The 17,890-nt window shown below is 64.1% G+C and carries 13 protein-coding genes; 10 read left to right on the forward strand and 3 right to left on the reverse strand.

The genetic code is table 11. From position 1 onward, the window contains the following. Positions 1-57: 57 nt before the first annotated feature. A complete protein-coding gene (locus tag EN861_RS22255) occupies positions 58-990 on the reverse strand; it encodes a rhodanese-related sulfurtransferase (RefSeq protein ID WP_135865603.1) in 933 nt (310 codons plus the stop codon). A 202-nt stretch (positions 991-1,192) separates the two neighbouring features. Between EN861_RS22255 and EN861_RS22260 the strand changes: the two genes are divergently transcribed. Beyond that, the gene (locus tag EN861_RS22260; RefSeq protein ID WP_135865605.1) at positions 1,193-1,831 is read left to right on the forward strand and encodes a 2-dehydro-3-deoxy-phosphogluconate aldolase; all 639 of its coding nucleotides are present in this window, start codon (positions 1,193-1,195) and stop codon (positions 1,829-1,831) included. Positions 1,832-2,387: 556 nt separating this feature from the next. Here EN861_RS22260 and EN861_RS22270 read toward each other — a convergent pair. Together EN861_RS22270 and EN861_RS22275 are read right to left on the reverse strand one after the other, a co-directional pair. Then, positions 2,388-4,202, reverse strand: a complete 1,815-nt coding sequence (locus EN861_RS22270; RefSeq protein WP_245464298.1) for a DUF882 domain-containing protein — start codon at positions 4,200-4,202, stop codon at positions 2,388-2,390. A 409-nt stretch (positions 4,203-4,611) separates the two neighbouring features. Continuing rightward, complete coding sequence (locus EN861_RS22275; protein WP_135865607.1) at positions 4,612-6,147, reverse strand: sigma-54 dependent transcriptional regulator; 1,536 nt, start codon at positions 6,145-6,147, stop codon at positions 4,612-4,614. A gap of 226 nt (positions 6,148-6,373) precedes the next feature. Here EN861_RS22275 and EN861_RS22280 point away from each other — a divergent pair, with 226 nt between their 5' ends. The 9 genes from EN861_RS22280 (at position 6,374) to hemH (ending at position 17,864) form a co-directional block, all read left to right on the forward strand. Then, on the forward strand, positions 6,374-8,212 hold the full coding sequence (locus EN861_RS22280; RefSeq protein WP_189343703.1) for a M3 family oligoendopeptidase: 1,839 nt from the start codon (positions 6,374-6,376) through the stop codon (positions 8,210-8,212). A gap of 358 nt (positions 8,213-8,570) precedes the next feature. Then, positions 8,571-9,350, forward strand: a complete 780-nt coding sequence (locus EN861_RS22285; RefSeq protein WP_127276958.1) for a proton-conducting membrane transporter — start codon at positions 8,571-8,573, stop codon at positions 9,348-9,350. A 176-nt stretch (positions 9,351-9,526) separates the two neighbouring features. Next, positions 9,527-10,669 carry an aminodeoxychorismate synthase component I gene (locus EN861_RS22290; protein ID WP_127276960.1) on the forward strand — a complete coding sequence of 381 codons (1,143 nt, stop codon included), beginning with the start codon at positions 9,527-9,529 and terminating at the stop codon, positions 10,667-10,669. Continuing rightward, positions 10,618-11,280: an aminotransferase class IV family protein gene (locus EN861_RS22295; RefSeq protein WP_127276962.1), complete on the forward strand. Its 663-nt coding sequence runs from the start codon at positions 10,618-10,620 to the stop codon at positions 11,278-11,280. Before EN861_RS22290 ends, EN861_RS22295 begins: the two co-directional genes overlap by 52 nt. A 3-nt stretch (positions 11,281-11,283) precedes the next feature. Continuing rightward, on the forward strand, positions 11,284-12,213 hold the full coding sequence (locus tag EN861_RS22300; RefSeq protein WP_127276964.1) for a DUF3445 domain-containing protein: 930 nt from the start codon (positions 11,284-11,286) through the stop codon (positions 12,211-12,213). Between the two features lie 151 nt (positions 12,214-12,364). Then, positions 12,365-13,810: a homospermidine synthase gene (locus EN861_RS22305; RefSeq protein ID WP_127276966.1), complete on the forward strand. Its 1,446-nt coding sequence runs from the start codon at positions 12,365-12,367 to the stop codon at positions 13,808-13,810. 187 nt (positions 13,811-13,997) lie between these two features. Further along, a complete protein-coding gene (locus EN861_RS22310; protein WP_127276968.1) occupies positions 13,998-14,375 on the forward strand; it encodes a hypothetical protein in 378 nt (125 codons plus the stop codon). A gap of 189 nt (positions 14,376-14,564) precedes the next feature. Beyond that, on the forward strand, positions 14,565-16,655 hold the full coding sequence (locus EN861_RS22315; RefSeq protein ID WP_135865609.1) for a bifunctional UDP-sugar hydrolase/5'-nucleotidase: 2,091 nt from the start codon (positions 14,565-14,567) through the stop codon (positions 16,653-16,655). 147 nt (positions 16,656-16,802) lie between these two features. After that, positions 16,803-17,864, forward strand: coding sequence for a ferrochelatase (gene hemH / locus EN861_RS22320; protein WP_127278881.1), 1,062 nt, complete (start codon positions 16,803-16,805; stop codon positions 17,862-17,864). The last annotated feature ends 26 nt before the right edge of the window (positions 17,865-17,890 follow it).

Consider the following 17,890-nt stretch of genomic DNA (forward strand, 5'->3'; position numbering starts at 1 on the left):
GTCCCGAAGCTTGACATTGCAATGACAGGTGGCCGCTTTGCCCGGCCCGGCCCCTCATCAGGATCCGATGTGCGGTCCCCTGCCCCGGGCTTGCGCGAGCTCGACCTGCCGCTGGCGCTCCGCGTAACGCTTGCGGTCTTCATCCGAGCGGGCATCGAAGCAGTGCGGGCACGAAACCCCGGCGGCATGTTTCGGCGACATCAGGTCGCTCTCCGTCAGCGGATGGCAGCAAGCGCGGCACAATTCAGCACCGCCCTCCGCGAGGCCGTGCGACACCGAAACCCGCTCGTCGAAGACGAAGCATTCGCCCTGCCACAGGCTCTGTTCCGCCGGCACCTGCTCGAGATATTTGAGGATGCCGCCCTTGAGATGGAACACATCCTCGAAGCCGAACGACTTCACATAGGCGGTCGCCTTTTCGCAGCGTATGCCGCCGGTGCAAAACATCGCCACCTTGCGGCCTTCGAGATCCGCCCGGTGCGCTTCCACCCAAGCCGGAAATTCGCGGAAGCTCGCCGTCGCCGGATCGACGGCGCCCTTGAAGGTGCCGATCGAGACTTCATAGGCGTTGCGCGTATCGATGACGATCGTGTCGGGCTGCGAGATCAGCGCATTCCAGTCGCCTGGCTCCACATAGGTGCCCGCGCTTGTCGCCGGGTCGATGGTCTCGACACCCATGGTGACGATCTCGCGCTTCAGCCGCACCTTCATGCGGTGGAACGGCATGGCCGCGGCGCTGCTGTACTTGACCTCGAGGCCCGACAGGCCGTCGATCATTTCGATGTGCTCGATCAGCGCGGCGATCGCTTCATCGCTGCCGGCGACGGTGCCGTTGATACCCTCATGCGCCAGGAGCAGCGTACCCTTGATACCGCGTCCGCAGCAGAAGGCCGCAAGCGGCGCGCGCAACGCCTCGAAAGCGTCGAGCCGGGCAAAGCGGTAGAGCGCGGCGACGCGGACTGGCTGGGATGGCGCGGGCAGTGTTGTCATTGCCAGAGCAACTAGACGCTCGCGGAAGCCGATTCAAGGTGAAACGGATTCGGGCCGCCTGTCATGGCCTTGTCGGGAAAGAACCTTTAAGCTCGGCGGCAACGCGTGACATCGCGCCGCGACCGGTTCCGTGGACAGGGCAATACCCGTCTGCTAATCGGTTGAAATTCGCCTCGATGCGGCCCTCGACAAGGAAAGACAGATGCCCAGCAAGACCGAGAAACTCCTGTCGCTCCTCAATGGCCAGCCGGTCATTCCGGTGTTGAAGATCGCCAATGTGGCGGATGCGGTGCCGCTGGCCCGTGCTCTGGCGCGTGGCGGCTTGCCGGCGATCGAGATCACGCTCAGGACCGCGGATGCGCTCGAAGCGATCCGTCGCGTGGCGGGCGAGGTCGAGGAAGCCATAGTCGGCGCCGGCACCATTCTGGACAGCAAGCAGTTCGACGAGGCGGCCGGTGCCGGTTCGCGCTTCATCGTCAGCCCAGGCATCACCCGCGAGCTTCTGGCGGCCGCCGCCGACAGCCAGGTTCCGTTGCTGCCCGGCGCCATCACGCCGGGCGAGATCATGGCGGCGCGCGAAGCTGGCCTGCGCTTCCTGAAATTCTTCCCGGCCGAACAGTCCGGCGGCATCGCTTCGCTCAAGGCTTTTGCCTCGCCGCTGGCCGACGTCAGATTCTGCCCGACCGGCGGCATCACCGGCAAGAACGCGGCCGACTATCTCAGCCTGTCCAATGTCATCTGCGTCGGCGGTTCGTGGGTGGCGCCCGACGACATGGTCAAGGCCGGCAAGTGGGACGAGATCGAAGCTCTCGCACGCGCTGCCAGCAAACTCGCGAAATAGCCTTTCCGGACGGCACGAAAAAACCCGGACGACTCGCGTCGACCGGGCTCTTTGACTGGCTGGAGCAATTCCAGGAAAAGTGCGTAGCGGTTTTCCCGGGAGAAGCGCGTAGCGCTTCCCCTTGGGAATTGCGTAAAAACAAAAAGTTAGAGCGGGTCAGAGATTCTATCAAACTCAGGGCCGCTCTAGACGCGGTTAGTTGCAGACCTTGACCGTCTCGGTCACCTTGCGATGATGCCGCCAGTGCATCACCATCCTGGTCCGGCAGTGCTTCTTCATGTGCATATGATTGTCGGTCTGACGACAACTGTCTCCGCCTGTGACGGAGCGAGCGCGGCCAATGCCGCCGCCAGTGCCAGACCTGACGCCAGTAGAATTTTTTTCATGAAGATCCCCAGGTTGGAACGGACCCACCTCAACCCGAAAACGGCTGGGCTGTTCCGGCTTCACGAGAAGTTCAGCCGATCCTGCAGGATCAAGGCGCCGCGCGTGTCGTGCCTAGCAAAAAGCCGCGCGGGTCGCCCGGCGCGGCTTCGGCAATATTGTGGCCTGTTCGCTACTTCGTCTGGAAGCGCGCGACCGACATGAACTTGACGGCATTGCCGGTAAAGCGGCTGGCGTCGGCCATCTGGTTGCTCGGCTGGAAGCCGGCCGTATAGACCTCGCTCGGCGGCGTATGCACGATGCTGTAGGCGTAGCCCGGCGCGGTCGTCGCGCTCGAAACGGTGGCGACGTTCTCGCCGCTGGTCAGCGCCCAGCGGGCGGCCTGCGGCGCCGCGGCCACAACCACGGCCCTGGGGCCAGGCTTCTGATCGCGGGCGGTGGCCCTGGCTTCCTTGCGGGTCGTCTTCACGCCGGCGCCGATCGCGGCGGCCGGATCGGAACCGGCAGGACGGGCGGCAACAGCCTGGCGCGGCGACGCCGCATCGACACCAGACGGATCGTTGAACGCCGAACGCGGTTCTTCGGACAACGAGGCCACCTGATATTCGTCGGCGGTGCCGACCTGGGCGTTGGCCTCGTCGAGCACGGCCTTGACGGCATCCGGCTTGGTCGGCTCGGGACGCGCTGTCGGCACCACGGAGAAGGCGTCCGTCGCGGTCTTGCCCTGGTCAGCCGTTTCGGCCAGCGCCATCAGCACATCCTTGCTGGGCGGCGGTGCGAGATCGGCCGGCAGCGAGCGCTCGGGGCGCCATGTCGGCAGTGGGATGTTGTTGAGGGCAACCTGCGCTGGATCGGCAGCCGCGGCTTCCGCGATCGCTGCCGGATCGGACTTGCCGAAAGGCATGTTCGCCGGTGCCTGCGCGGTCGCCACTGCCTGTTCGGTGGTGGCCGTGGCGTCCGCCATGGCGAAGGGAACATTCTCAGGTGGCTGTGCGCCCACATCGGCCTTCGGCCGCGGCGCGAAATCGGGCAGCGGGATTTCCTTGGCCGGCAGCGCCGCGATAATCGTCTCCGGCGTGTTCTTCTCCGGCTCCGGAGCCTGCTCGTCGGCAACCTGCGGAATCTCGGCGCGCTGGGCATTCTCGGGGGCGACGATGGCGATACCGGGCAGGTCGCTGCTCTTGGCGGTCGCGGCCGGCTTCAGATTTCCAGCCTTGGGCGCAGGCGCGGCCGAGGCGGTCTCCACGTCGGCACTGTCGTCGGCCTCGTCGGCGCCACCGCCGCCGAAGAAGGCCGCGAGGAATCCGCCGGATTTCTTGCCGCTGCCGCCAGCGCTGGCCATTTCGATATTCGGTGTGCCGGAACCCTTGCGCGACTTGTAGGAGGCGAGCGCCTGTTCATAGCCGGGCAGCGGCCGGCCGTCGCTCGGCACATGCAGCGTCTTGCCATTGGGGAACAGGCTGACCAGTTCCTGGCGGCTGATGCCGGGCCAGTGGCGCACATTGCCGACATCCATGTGGACGAATGGCGACCCGGAGGTCGGGTAATAGCCGACGCCGCCGCCCTGCATCTTGAGACCGATGTTGCGCAGCTTCTTCAGCGGCACGCCGGGAATATAGAAATCCATCGCCTTGCCGAGCATATGCTGGCTCTTCTCGGCGACACCACGGCTGCGGCTGCGCAGCATCGAATTGGTCGACGGCGAACGGTAGCCGCAGACGACCTGGATATAGTCGGTGGCGCCGCTTTCGCGATACGCCTCCCAGACCAGATCCAGCAGACGCGGGTCCATCTTGGTCGGCTCGTTGCGGCGCCAATCGCGCAGGATGATGTTGATCTTCCTCAGGCCCTCGGGAACGTAGCGGCCATTGCGCTTGTAGACGATCTCGGCCTTCTCGTGCGTGTGGAGGTGGTAGAGCTTCAGCGAACGAACTTCGGCCTGGGCGCCCGTGGCGGCCGCGGCAACAAAACCAAATGCGACAATCACCGCCGCCAACCATCTCGGCCAGACGCTCAAATGATAGTGCCGCCCGTTTGTGAGTCGTTCGATTCTGTTCAAATCAAAAGGCCTTGCAGGCTGCCGTTTGTCCCCGGATTTGCCCAAACGGACGTGTCGTTTTCACATCCGAATATCGATCCTAATGGTTAATCATCGCTTATTGAAGCCAAAATGCGGTAACACCGTGGCGATATCCCGTCAAAAATTGTCCGCACGGTTTCTTGGTAAACCGCTGGTTTAGATCAGGATTCCGGCTTTGGCCGAACACGATCTGTTACCATTGGCCTCAATGCGTGAACAACACCCCATCGAGTGCCGCCTCCGACTCGCCATAGTCCGGGGAAGGCACTCTGTCAGCCCCTATAATGACGAGGGAAACTGGTCCCGGCCTTGCGGTTCAGGAAGCAAGCCTGTCGACGCGGCCGGTTTCCGGGTCGATGCCGTATTCCTTGAGCTTGCGGTAAAGCGTCGAGCGGCCGATGCCGAGCCGGCGGGCGACCTCGCTCATCTGGCCGTTGTAGTGATCGATGGCGAGCTTGATCATTTCGAGTTCGACATCGGCCAGCGCACGCACATTGCCGCGCTCGTCGAGCGCCCACAGCGTGCCGAAGCGGGGCTGCGCCCCGGCCGGATGCACAGGTGCCGGAGCGGCCTCGTCGGGGACAACGTCTTCATCGCGCGGCGCCAGCGCGGGGGCAGCCCCGCTTGCTTCTAACGTGTCGTCCGCTTCGAGTTTGACGGTGCCTTCCACCTGCGCCCGGATCTGCGGAAAGTCATCCGCGCTCAACACATCGCCTTCGCACAGCACCGAGGCGCGGAAGACGGCGTTTTCGAGCTGCCGGATGTTGCCGGGCCAGTCATAGGCTTGCAGCACGCCAAGCGCCGCCGCCGAAATGCCCTTCAGCCGATGGCGCGGGTCGGCCGGCGCCACCTTTTCCATGAAATGCGTGACCAGATGGGGAATGTCGTCGCGGCGGTCGCGCAACGGCGGCACGAAAATCGGGTAGACGTTCAGCCGGTAGAACAGGTCCTCGCGGAACTTGCCGTCCTTGACCTGCTGCAGGAGGTTGCGGTGCGTCGCCGAAATCAGCCGGATGTCGACCTTGACGGTCGAGCGGCCGCCGACCGGATCGACCTCGCCCTCCTGGACGGCGCGCAGCAGCTTGACCTGCACGTCGAGCGGCAGGTCGCCGATCTCGTCGAGGAACAGCGTGCCCGTATGCGCCTCGACGAATTTGCCGGTGTGCTTGTCGGTGGCGCCGGTGAACGAGCCTTTCTCGTGTCCGAACAGGATGGATTCCACCAGATTGTCGGGAATGGCGCCGCAATTGACCGTAACGAAGGGTTTCGAGCGGCGGTCGCCGCTGCCCTGGATCGCACGCGCCACCAGCTCCTTGCCGACGCCGGATTCGCCCTCGATCAGGATCGGAATGTGGGAAGCCGCCGCTTTCTGGCCAAGGCGTATCACCCTGTCCATGGCCGGACTATGGGTGATCATGTCCCTGAAGGTCAGCAGCCCGCCGCGTTTGCGCGACGTGCGCTTGACCTCGCCCTCGATCGCTTCGACCTTGAGCGCATTGGAGATCGAGGCCTGCAGCCTGTCGGGCGAAGCCGGCTTGACGACGAAATCGAAAGCGCCGTGGCGCATCGCCGAAACCACGGTTTCGATGCCGCCCTGCGCTGTCTGCACGATGACCGGCACGCTGATGTCGCGCTCGCGCATCGCCTTCAGCACGCCGATGCCGTCGAGACCGGGCATGACAAGGTCGAGGATCACAACCGAGACATCGCGGGCGCCAGGCCCGTCGAGAACTTCGAGGCCGGCGGCACCGCCATCGGCGACGATCGCGGTATGGCCGAACCGCGTCACCGCCGCCTCGAGCAGCCGGCGCTGCACGGGATCGTCATCGACTATGAGTATGGAACCTGTCATGACTGTCTTGGTCTGCCCGCGCCCGAATTCCCCATGGATCATCTTGGCACAGGGTTCTAAATAAGGTTTCAAAAAACCCGGTGAACGAATTCCTTAGGATTTGACCGGCTTCTCCATTCCCGTTGAGTCTGGCTCCCTAATTCCGGCCACTTGATTCAAAGCGGCCAGTCGATTCAAACAAGGCCGGTTGATTCAAAAGGCCAGTTGATTCAAAGAAGGTATGTCGATGCGCATGATGTTTGATCGGCGGATTGCGGCGCCAGCGTCCGGTCAGGGCGCGGCCGGGCTTGGCGATCTGCCGGAATGGAATCTCGCCGACCTTTATGCCGGCATGGAGGCGCCGGAACTGAAGCGCGACATTGCCGAAGCGGCCGCCGACGCCATCGCATTCGAGGCCCGCTGGAAAGGCACGCTCGCCGCCGAGGCCGGGCGCGGCAGTGCCGGCCGACTGGGCGAGGCGCTGGTCGCCTACGAGACGCTCGAGGAACTGATCGGCCGCATCGTCTCCTATGCCGGCCTCGTCTATGCCGGCAACACCGCCGATCCGCAGCGCGCCAAGCTCTATGGCGACATCCAGGAGAAGATGACCGACGCCAGCGCGCATCTGCTGTTCTTCGCGCTCGAGCTGAACCTGATCGACGATGCGGCGATCGAAGGCGCGCTGGCCAGCGACCCCGCCTTTGCGCATTACCGCCCGTGGGTGCTCGATCTGCGCATGGACAAGCCCTATCAGCTCGAGGACCGCGTCGAGCAGCTTTTCCACGAAAAATCGATCACCGGACGCGGCGCCTGGAATCGCCTGTTCGACGAGACGATGACCGATCTTCGCTTCGATATCGACGGCGAGGAACTGACGCTGGAGCCGGCCCTCAACCGCCTGCAGGATGCCGACGGCGAGGTCCGCCGGCGCGCCTCGGAGGCGCTAGCCACCACCTTCCGCAAGAACTTGCGCACCTTCACGCTGATCACCAACACGCTTGCCAAGGACAAGGAAATTTCCGATCGCTGGCGGGGCTTCGAGGACATCGCCGATTCACGCCACCTCGCCAATCGCGTCGAACGCGGCGTGGTCGATGCGCTGGCCACCGCCGTGCGCGAGGCCTATCCGCGCCTGTCGCACCGCTACTACGCCATGAAGGCGCGCTGGCTCGGCATGGAGGTGATGAGCCACTGGGACCGCAACGCGCCGCTGCCGGAGACGCCGCAGGCGGTGATCGGCTGGGACGAGGCCAGGAACACGGTGCTGTCGGCCTATCACCGCTTCTCGCCCGAGATGGCCGAGATCGCGCGCACCTTTTTCGACCGCAACTGGATCGACGCGCCGGTGCGCCCGGGCAAGTCACCCGGCGCCTTTGCCCACCCGACCGTGCCATCGGCTCACCCCTATGTGCTGCTCAACTACATGGGCAAGCCGCGCGACGTGATGACGCTGGCGCATGAACTCGGGCACGGCGTGCATCAGGTGCTGGCCGCCGGCCAAGGCGCGCTGATGGCCTCGACGCCGCTGACGCTGGCGGAGACGGCATCTGTCTTCGGCGAGATGCTGACCTTCCGTTCGCTGCTCGAGCGGACCACCGACCGGCGCGAGCGCAAGGCCATGCTCGCCCAGAAGGTCGAGGACATGATCAACACGGTGGTGCGCCAGATCGCCTTCTATGAATTCGAGCGCAAGGTGCATGCCGAGCGCCGCAACGGCGAACTGACATCCGACAGGCTCGGGCAGTTCTGGCTGGAGGTTCAGGCCGAAAGCCTGGGACCGGCGATCAAATTGCGCGAGGGCTACGAGGTATTCTGGACCTACATCCCTCATTTCATCCACTCGCCCTTCTACGTCTATGCCTATGCGTTCGGCGACTGCCTGGTGAACTCGCTCTATGCGGTCTACCAGAATGCCGAGCGCGGCTTTCAGGACAAGTATTTCGAGATGCTGCGTGCCGGCGGCACCAAGCATCATTCGCAGCTTCTGGCGCCATTCGGCCTCGACGCAACCGACCCCGCCTTCTGGCAGATCGGGCTCGGCGTGATCAGCGGCCTGATCGACGAACTGGAAACGCTGGACGATTGAGACGCCTCTGGCCGGCCAAGAACAGTTTAGCCGGAATGCATGTTTGGGCCTCGCTATTCTTGCCTTAAATATTTGTTCTTGAAGAACTCTCCACGGACGTTTTCCCATAGCTTTCCGCAAGCTCTATGGTAGCTTTCCTTTAAGCTCAGCCGGAGCGCATGCGGATCGGCGAGGGAAAGTCTCCGCCAGCCGTGCGCTCAGGCGAACGCGACAAGGCCGTTGGCCATGGGCAAGCAAAGCCGATCGCCGACAGCTCGAACCGAAGCCGGCTGTTCCGTGTATCAGCGGAACCATCATCGAGTAGTCCCTCGCCGAAGGTCATGACCCCGCGGCAGACGGATCTGACTGGAGAGAGACAATGGGCACTTTTTTCTACGTGGTCCTGGCGTTCCTGGTAGGCGTGTTGGTCGGCTGGTTCATCTGGGGGCGTCTGCGCGGAGAACTCGACAGCCTGCGCGGCGACCTCGATCGCACCCGCAGCGAGCGCGACAAGCTGCGCGCCGACAGCGACCGCCTGACCGGCGAACTCAATGCATGCGGCAAGACCCGCTCCGACCTCGAGCGCCAGCTGCGCGAAGCACAGGCCTCGTCGGGCGCCGGCGGAGCAAAGGCGTCAAGTCAGCCACCGGCAGCCCTGATGTCGACGCCTGCCGTTGGTAAATCCGCTCCGGCGACAGCCAAGCCAGCCGCGGCGAAGGCCGCGCCGGCAAAAGCGGCGCCGAAGCCCGTGGCGGCCAAATCCGCAACCGCTTCGGCACCGGCGGCCAAGGCACCGGCGGCCAAAGCTCCGGCGGCCAAGGCTCCGGCGAAGACCTCGGCCGCGCCCAAGGCAGCGCCCGCCGCCAAAAAAACGGCACCGGCAGCTGCCAAGCCGGCGTCGGGCAAGCCCGACAATCTGCGCCGGCTGATCGGCATTGGCCCGGTCAACGAAAAGCTGCTCAAGGCGCAGGGCGTCACCACCTTCGCCCAGATCGCCGCCTGGACATCCGCCGACATCAAGCGGATCGAGGACGTGATGAACTTCGACGGCCGCATCGCGCGCGAACGCTGGATCGAGCAGGCCAAGCTGCTTGCCGCCGGCAACGAGGCCGAATTCGCCAAGCAGTTTCCGACAGCCGGAACCGCCAGCAACACCTGAGCGGTGGATCCAGGGATCATGTGAGCGGCGGCGCCAAGGGCGCCGCCGCTTTCTTTTTTGCCGGCAAGGTTCGATCCGGCAAAGGTCGGCTTTGAGGGACAGGGTGCCGTTCCCTCGATTGCGCGCGCACGCCCCCCCATATAGAGCGATCGTCGGCTACATCGATCCCGGTTCCCATGTCCCTGCCCGCCGCAATTTTCCGCAACGACGAAAGCGCGCGCCAGCTCGTTTTCGAGCGGCCGGCCGATATCATCGTCGCGCATCAGGCCAAGGACTTTCCGGCGGCGTTGCAAGCGGCGCAGGCCGCGCACGACGCCGGCAAATGGCTGGCCGGCTATTTCTCCTATGAGGCCGGTTACCTGCTCGAGCCGAAACTCGTTCCCCTGCTGCCCGGCCGGCGCCGAGCCCCGCTGGTCTGCCTCGGGGTCTTCGATGCTCCTGATGAAGAAGCCGTGCCGCCGCCAAGCCCGCCCACCAATGGCCCGATCTTCGATGCAAGGGCGATGTGGTCGTTCGAGGATTACGAGAAGCGGTTCTCGCGTCTGCACCAGCACATCAGGCAAGGCGATTGTTACCAGGGCAACCTCACCTTTCCGGTGCACGCGCAATGGTCGGGCGACCCGCTCGCCGCCTTCGACGCGCTGACCGAACGCCAGCCTGTGAAATATGGCGCGCTGGTCGCGCTCGGCGATCCCATCGTTCTGTCGCGCTCGCCCGAACTGTTCTTCGAGATCGATGCGGCGGGGAGGATCGAGACGCATCCGATGAAAGGTACCGCACCGCGCGGCGCAACCAGGGACGAGGACGAGCGGCAGAAGAATTTCCTGCGTAACGACGAGAAGAACCAGGCCGAAAACCGGATGATCGTCGACCTGCTGCGCAACGACATATCGCTGATCAGCGAGGTCGGCACGCTGGAGGTGCCGGAATTGTTCCGCATCGAGACCTACCCGACCGTCCACCAGATGGTGAGCGACGTCAGGGCCAAGCTGCTGCCCGGCCTCGGCATACGCCAGATCTTCGCGGCGCTGTTTCCCTGCGGCTCGATCACCGGCGCACCGAAGATCCGCGCCATGGAGATCCTGCACGATCTGGAGGGCACGCCACGCGACGTCTATTGCGGCGCCATCGGCTGGATCGCACCCGGCGGCACGATGCGCTTTTCCGTGGCGATCCGTACCATCTCGCTCTTTGCCAGCGGCGAGGCCATCTACAATGTCGGCGGCGGCATCGTCTTCGATTCGGTCGCGGAAGAGGAGTACCAGGAGTGTCTGCTCAAAGCCCGCTTCGCGACGGGGACACCGCCGGTTTCGAGCTGATCGAGACCATGCGCTGGGAACCCGCCTCGGGTTTCCTGCGCCTCGATCGCCATCTTGCGCGCCTTTATGGCTCGGCGGTGGAGCTGGGCTTCAGCTATGATCCGCAAAAGGTCGGCGAGGCCCTGAGCGGCGCGGTCAACCGATCGCCCATCGCCATGCGCACGCGGCTCGCTCTGTCGCGCAATGGCGAGACCAACGCCTCTGCGCAACCGTATGAACCCCTTGCCGCCGACAAGGTGTGGACGCTGCGGCTGGCACGGACGAGGCTCGATTCGAGCAACATGCTGCTGCGCCACAAAACCAGCCGGCGGCAGCTCTACACCAATGCCCGCTCCGAATATCTCATCACCCAGGCCGATGAGGTGCTGCTCGCCAATGAGCGCGGCGAGATCTGCGAAGGCACGATCACCAATGTCTTCGCCGATTTCGGCAACGGCATCCTGGCGACGCCCCGACTCGATTGCGGCCTGCTGCCTGGCGTATTGCGAGCCGTGCTTCTGGATGAAGGCCGCGCCAGTGAAGCGATCTACAGCTTGGATGACCTGAAATCCGCCAAGGCGCTGTTCGTCGGCAATTCGCTGCGCGGACTGATCCCGGCAAGACTGATCTGAGGCATGACGTCCCTACCCGCCCACACGCCCTATGATGGCTCGTCGAAACTCTTCACCATCGGGCTGAAGCCGCTCGACCCCGCGAACTGGATCGAGGTCGACGGTCACCTGCTACCCTATCTCGCCGAGAAGCGCCGGCTCTATGCCGAGATCCCCGAGCGGGTTTTCGTCGAGGAGGGCGGCACGCGCGCCGCCCAGCAGGAGGTGCTCGAATTGCTCGGCGCCTACCTGCCGGAAAGATTCCCCGACATCCACCAGCGCGGCGACGCGGGCGTTGCGGTCGTGGGCGTGACGAGCCATCCCGCCATCTCTTCCAGCCTCGCCGGCGCGCCCTTGGTCGCGGCCTCGCTGCTCGTCCAGGAAGACCTCATCCTCATGCGCCGCGACGACAGCGGCTGGCGTCTGGCCGCGGGTTCGCTGTGCTTCCCCTCGTCCTGGGCGCTCACCGAAAAATTCGGTAAGCCGCTGCAGCAGATCCACGAGCCGGTGCCGGGCTTCGGCCCGGGCACAAGGCCGGCCGACCTCATCAACCGGATGTTCGATGGCCTGCAGGGCCAGGCGGTCGAGCGTTACAATTGGTCGATCCAGTCAGGGGACGCGCTCTACCATCCGCTGTCCAATGTCGAGCGCATCGACCGCGCCACCAGCCGGCCGACACGTTTCCCCGACGGTGACGTCAAGGCGCACGCCTTCATTCGGGTGGAGCGCCAGACGCTGCGCAAACTGCCCGCCTCGCGCGATATCCTGTTCACCATCCGCATCCATCTCGACCCGCTCGCCGTGCTGGCGCGGCACCCGGACCGGGCGACGCTGGCGGCGTCCTTCGCCGCCCAACTCGAAGCGCTCGATATCGCCCAGCTCGACTACAAGGGCCTGACATCGGATCGCGATCGGCTGATCGCTGTCCTTAACCACATGGCCAAGGACGCGTAGTCGCGGGTTGGCGCTTTTCGCTGGTTTATGACAATGATCTGTGATGTAGCGCATGGCCGTTGGGCGAAAATGCCCGGCTTTTGCACGGGGTTGCTCGGCTTTTGCACGGAGTTGCCCGGCTTTGCACGCAGTTGAAGGAGTGCTCGATAAAATGGCGAATGAAAACTGGCCCGTTTACGGTGAGATCACCGGCCCCGTGGTGATGATCGGCTTTGGCTCGATCGGACGCGGAACGTTGCCGCTCATCGAACGCCATTTCAAGTTCGACAAGTCGCGCATGACGGTCCTCGACCCGCGCGATACCGATCGCAAGCTGCTCGACGAGCGCGGCATCGCCTTCGTCCAGGAAGCGGTAACCGAGAAGAACTACAGGAAGCTTTTGACGCCGCTTCTGACGAATGGCGCAGGCCAAGGCTTTTGCGTCAACCTGTCGGTCGACACCGGCTCGGTGGACCTGATGCGGCTCTGCCGCAAGCTCGGCGTGCTTTACATCGACACCGTCGTCGAGCCCTGGCTTGGCTTCTATTTCGACGCCAAGGCCGACAATGCCAGCCGCACCAACTATGCGCTGCGCGAAGCGCTGATCAAGGAAAAGCACGACAAGCCCGGCGGCGCGACGGCAATCTCCACCTGCGGCGCCAACCCCGGCATGGTGTCCTGGTTCGTCAAGCAGGCGCTGGTCAATTTGGCCACCGATCTCGGCATGGAATTCTCCGAGCCCGCGCAGGACGACCGGGAGGGCTGGGCGAAACTCATGAAGAAGGCCGGCGTCAAGGGCATCCACATCGCCGAGCGCGACACCCAGCGCACCAAGAAGCCCAAGCCGATGGATGTGTTCTGGAACACCTGGTCTGTCGAGGGCTTCATCTCCGAAGGATTGCAGCCGGCCGAGCTCGGCTGGGGCACGCACGAGACCTGGATGCCGAAGAACGGCAAGAAGCACAAGCACGGTTCCAAGGCCGCGATCTATCTGGAGCAACCGGGCGCCAACACCCGCGTGCGCTCCTGGTGCCCGACGCCGGGCCCGCAGTATGGCCTGCTGGTGACGCACAATGAGGCGATCTCGATCGCCGATTTCTTCACCGTGCGCTCCAAGAAGGGCAAGGTTCAATACCGCCCGACGTGCCACTACGCCTACCATCCCTGCAACGATGCGATGCTGTCGCTGGACGAGATGTTCGGTGCCGCCGGCAAGCCGCAGCCGGTGCACCATGTGCTGGACGAGAACGAACTGGTCGACGGTGTCGACGAGCTCGGCGTCCTGCTCTACGGCCACGACAAGAATGCCTACTGGTACGGTTCGCAGCTGTCGCTCGCCGAGGCGCGCAAGCTGGCCCCCTATCAGAACGCCACCGGCATGCAGGTCACCTCGGCGGTTCTGGCCGGGATGGTCTGGGCGCTGGAAAATCCGGCCGCCGGCATCGTCGAGGCCGACGAGATGGACTACAAGCGCTGCCTCGACGTGCAGTCGCCCTATCTCGGACCGGTCAAGGGCTATTATACCGACTGGACGCCGCTCGACAGGCGCCCGGGCCTCTTCCCGGAGGACCTCGACCGCAGCGACCCGTGGCAATTCCGCAACATCCTCGTCCGATAGCATCGCGCGGACCCTATGCCATTGCCTTGCAATCGCCCGGAAATCGGGCGATTGAAGGGATGCGGCCTGGAGTGGCGAGTGCGTCCCGTTGGACGCATAAGCACACCCCAGCACTTTGGACGTTCGCGTCGCGCTTTCCAGAAATCGGCCCGATTTTTGGACCCGACGCGTTTGGAGAGGATTTTATATGACTATTGCGCGCAAAGTTCTTTCTATGGGCGTGGCGGGCGCCGTTGTCTCGATGCTCGCTGCCTGTACCACCAGCGGCCCCGGCGAGCCGCCGATGGCAACCACGCCGAAAGGCGTCGAGGGGTCCTGGATCGATGCCAAGGGCACCGGCCTGTCGACCTTCAACGGCGGCAAGTTCACGACCGTCGCTACCGACACCGGCCAGAAGCTGGCCGATGGCAGCTACACGATGACCGGCGCCACTTCGGTGCAGATCAACGGCACCTCGCTGATCCGCCAGACCGGCGTCAGCTTCAACTGCCTGCTGGTGTCGACCAGCCAGCTCAACTGCACCAGTTCGGGCGGCCAGAATTTCGTGCTGACGCGACGCACCTGAACCCCGCGAACATCCGCTTGCTCAAGGACGGCGGCCATTGGCCGCCGTTCTTTTTATGCCGGCAAAGCTCACCTGGATTTCTGCTTGCGTCGGCCGGAACGCGATGGGAACATGATCGAAACGCTGGCTGTTATATCCCAGTCAAGTAGGGGCGTTAGACGCCTCGGATCAGCCTGCCGGGAGACGAAGATGAAGAAGCTTGTCGCCATTGCCGCCCTTTCCGCGTCGACGCTTGGCCTGTCGGCCGGCGTATCCTTTGCCGACTACACACTGAACATCCTGCACATCAATGACTGGCACAGCCGCATCGAAGGCAACAACAAATATGAGTCGACCTGCTCGGCCGAGGAGGAGACCAAGGGTGAGTGCATCGGCGGCGCCGGTCGGCTGATCACCGCGATCGCCCAGGAACGCCAGAAGCTGGAAGGCCAGAACGTGCTGTTGCTCAGCGCCGGCGACAATTTCCAGGGTTCGCTGTTCTACACCACCTACAAGGGCAAGGTCGAAGGCGAGTTCCTCAACGACATGAAGTTCGACGCCATGGCGCTCGGCAACCATGAATTCGACGATGGCGAAACGGCGTTGGCGCCGTTCCTCGACATGATCAAGTTCCCCGTGCTCGGCGCCAACGTCAAGGCCAACGCCCAGTCCAAGCTCGGCGACCGCGTCAAGCCGTCGATCGTCGTCGAGGTCGGCGGCCAGAAGATCGGCATCATCGGCGCCGTCACCAACGACACGCCCGAACTCGCCTCCCCCGGCCCCAACATCACCATCGAGGACGACGTGAAGTCGATCACGGCGGAGGTCGACAAGCTCAAGGGCGAAGGCGTCAACAAGATCATCGCCGTGACCCATATCGGCTATAACAGGGAGCGCGACGTCATTGCCAAGATTCCCGGCATCGATGTCGTCGTCGGCGGCCACAGCCACACGCTTCTGTCCAACAGCGACCCGAAGGCGGCTGGACCCTACCCGACGATGGTCGACAACCCCGGCGGCTACAAGGTGCCTGTGGTGCAGGCGGCGTCCTATTCGAAATATCTCGGCGAGTTCAAGGTCGTGTTTGACGACAATGGCGTCGTCAAATCGGCGAGCGGCGACCCGATCCATCTCGACAAGTCGATCACGCCCGATCCCGCGGTGCTCGCCCGCATCAAGGAGCTGGGCGCGCCGATCGAGGCCTTGAAGAACAAGGAAGTGGCCGAGACCACCGACGTGATCGACGGCAGCCGTGAGAACTGCCGCGCCAAGGAATGCGCGATGGGCAACCTCGTCTCCGACGCCATCCTCGACCGCGTCAAGGGACAGGGCGTCGAGATCGTCATCTCCAACGGTGGCGGCCTGCGCGCCTCGATCGACAAGGGCACCGTCACCATGGGTGAGGTGCTGACCGTGCTGCCGTTCCAGAACACGCTGGCGACCTTCCAGATTTCCGGCAAGGACCTGGTCGCCGGGCTCGAAGGCGGGCTCAGCCAGATCGAGGACGGCGCCGGCCGCTTCCCGCAGGTGGCGGGCCTCAAATATTCCTTCGACAGGTCGGTCGCGCCCAATGCCGGCCGCGTCAAGTCGGTGGAGGTGATGGAAAACGGCGCCTGGACGCCGATCAATCCCGACAAGGACTATCTGGTTGCCACCAACAACTATGTCCGCCAGGGCGGCGACGGCTACAAGGTGTTCGCCGAAAAGGCCAAGAATGCCTATGATTACGGCCCCGGTCTCGAACAGGTGGTTGCCGACTATCTAGGCGCCCACCAGCCCTATACGCCGAAGCTCGACGGCCGCATCACCGAGATCGCGGCGACGGTCGCGGCGGCGCCTGCCGCCGAGCCGGCAAAGCCTGCCGAACCAGCAAAGCCCGCGGCGCCGGCACCGGCCGAGGCCGCCAAACCGGCTGAACCGGCAAAGCCCGCCGATGCCGCACCGGCGATGCCTGAACTGCCTGCCAACTCAGGCGATATCGCCAACACGCCGCCAGCCATATCGACGGAAAACGCGCCTCCCCCACCGGCCCCGCCGGCACCTGCCGAACCGGCAAAGCCTGCCGAGACTGCCCCAGCCGCTCCCGTCCCGGCGGCATCCGCGCCCGTCGAGCCGGCAAAGCCCGCCGAAGCCGCACCGGCCACTGGCAGCCATGTCATCGTGACCGGCGACACCTACTGGGATCTGGCGAAGAAGGCCTATGGCGACGCGACCAAGTGGAAACTCATCTATGAGGCGAACAAGGATCAAAGGCCGCATCGGCTTGTGCCGGGCGCAACCCTGACCATCCCGGCGAAGTAAGGTCATTTCGCTTTCGGCGCGGACACCCGCCGGGGAAACCTGGTGGGTGTTCGCGTTTCGGGCCGTAAAGGCGGTATGGTGCGGCCAGACGCAGCATTGAAAACCAGCGCGCCATCGCTAGTTTCACGCCGTGTCCGGAGAACCCTTATGACGCCTACCAATATTGTCGACCCCAAGACGGTCAAGCCGGTCGGCCTGACGACGGGGCACGCGCCGGCCAAGGCCGGCAAGGTCGGCGTCATGCTGGTCAATCTCGGCACGCCCGACGGCACAGAATTCAAGCCGATGTGGCGCTATCTGCGGGAATTCCTGTCCGACCCGCGTGTCATCGAGCTCAACAGAGCGATCTGGTATCCGATCCTCTACGGGTTGGTGCTGACCACGCGACCGAAGAAGTCGGGCGCCAACTACGCCAGGATCTGGAACCGGGAGAGGAACGAGTCGCCGCTGCGCACCTACACGCGCGCGCAATCCGAAAAGTTGACCGAGGCATTGCGCGGCCTGCCAGGCGTGGTCGTCGACTGGGCCATGCGCTACGGCAACCCTTCCACATCAAGCGTCGTCGAAAGGCTGGTCGCGCAAGGCTGCGACCGCATCCTTTCATTCCCGCTCTATCCGCAATATTCGGCGACGACGACGGCCACCGCCAATGACCAGTTGTTCCGGGCGCTGATGAAGATGCGCGCGGCACCTGCCGTCCGCAGTGTGCCGCCCTATTATGATGAGCCCGTCTATATCGAGGCGCTGGCCAGTTCGATCGAACGACACCTGGCGAGCCTCGATCTCGAGCCGGAGGTGGTCATCACCTCCTATCACGGCATCCCGAAACCCTATTCCGACAAGGGCGATCCCTACCAGGCGCATTGCCTGGAAACGACGCGGCTGCTGCGCGAAAAGCTCGGCTGGGACGAGAACAAGCTGATCACCACCTTCCAGTCGCGTTTTGGCGCGCAGGAATGGCTGCAGCCCTATACCGACAAGACGGTGGAGAAACTCGCCAAGGACGGCGTCAAGTCGATCGCCATCGTCAATCCCGGCTTTTCCGTCGATTGCATCGAGACGCTGGACGAGATCGGCCGCGAAGCTGCCGAGACCTTCCATCATGCCGGTGGCGAAAAATTCGCCCATATTCCTTGCCTCAACGACAGTCCGGAAGGCATGGCGGTGATCGAAGCGATGGTACGGCGCGAGCTGTCTGGCTGGGTCTGACGCCGGAACCACCGCCACTCCGGGGC

It is taken from the genome of Mesorhizobium sp. M8A.F.Ca.ET.218.01.1.1 (assembly GCF_004791165.1).
Classification (GTDB): domain Bacteria; phylum Pseudomonadota; class Alphaproteobacteria; order Rhizobiales; family Rhizobiaceae; genus Mesorhizobium.

Excerpts from the sequence above, each read along its gene's own strand:
- EN861_RS22255 (WP_135865603.1), bottom strand. The coding sequence starts at position 990 with ATGACAACACTGCCCGCGCCATCCCAGCCAGTCCGCGTCGCCGCGCTC.
- EN861_RS22260 (WP_135865605.1), top strand. The coding sequence starts at position 1,193 with ATGCCCAGCAAGACCGAGAAACTCCTGTCGCTCCTCAATGGCCAGCCG.
- EN861_RS22275 (WP_135865607.1), bottom strand. The coding sequence starts at position 6,147 with ATGACAGGTTCCATACTCATAGTCGATGACGATCCCGTGCAGCGCCGG.
- EN861_RS22280 (WP_189343703.1), top strand. The coding sequence starts at position 6,374 with ATGCGCATGATGTTTGATCGGCGGATTGCGGCGCCAGCGTCCGGTCAG.
- EN861_RS22285 (WP_127276958.1), top strand. The coding sequence starts at position 8,571 with ATGGGCACTTTTTTCTACGTGGTCCTGGCGTTCCTGGTAGGCGTGTTG.
- EN861_RS22290 (WP_127276960.1), top strand. The coding sequence starts at position 9,527 with ATGTCCCTGCCCGCCGCAATTTTCCGCAACGACGAAAGCGCGCGCCAG.
- EN861_RS22300 (WP_127276964.1), top strand. The coding sequence starts at position 11,284 with ATGACGTCCCTACCCGCCCACACGCCCTATGATGGCTCGTCGAAACTC.
- EN861_RS22305 (WP_127276966.1), top strand. The coding sequence starts at position 12,365 with ATGGCGAATGAAAACTGGCCCGTTTACGGTGAGATCACCGGCCCCGTG.
- EN861_RS22310 (WP_127276968.1), top strand. The coding sequence starts at position 13,998 with ATGACTATTGCGCGCAAAGTTCTTTCTATGGGCGTGGCGGGCGCCGTT.
- EN861_RS22315 (WP_135865609.1), top strand. The coding sequence starts at position 14,565 with ATGAAGAAGCTTGTCGCCATTGCCGCCCTTTCCGCGTCGACGCTTGGC.
- hemH (WP_127278881.1), top strand. The coding sequence starts at position 16,803 with ATGACGCCTACCAATATTGTCGACCCCAAGACGGTCAAGCCGGTCGGC.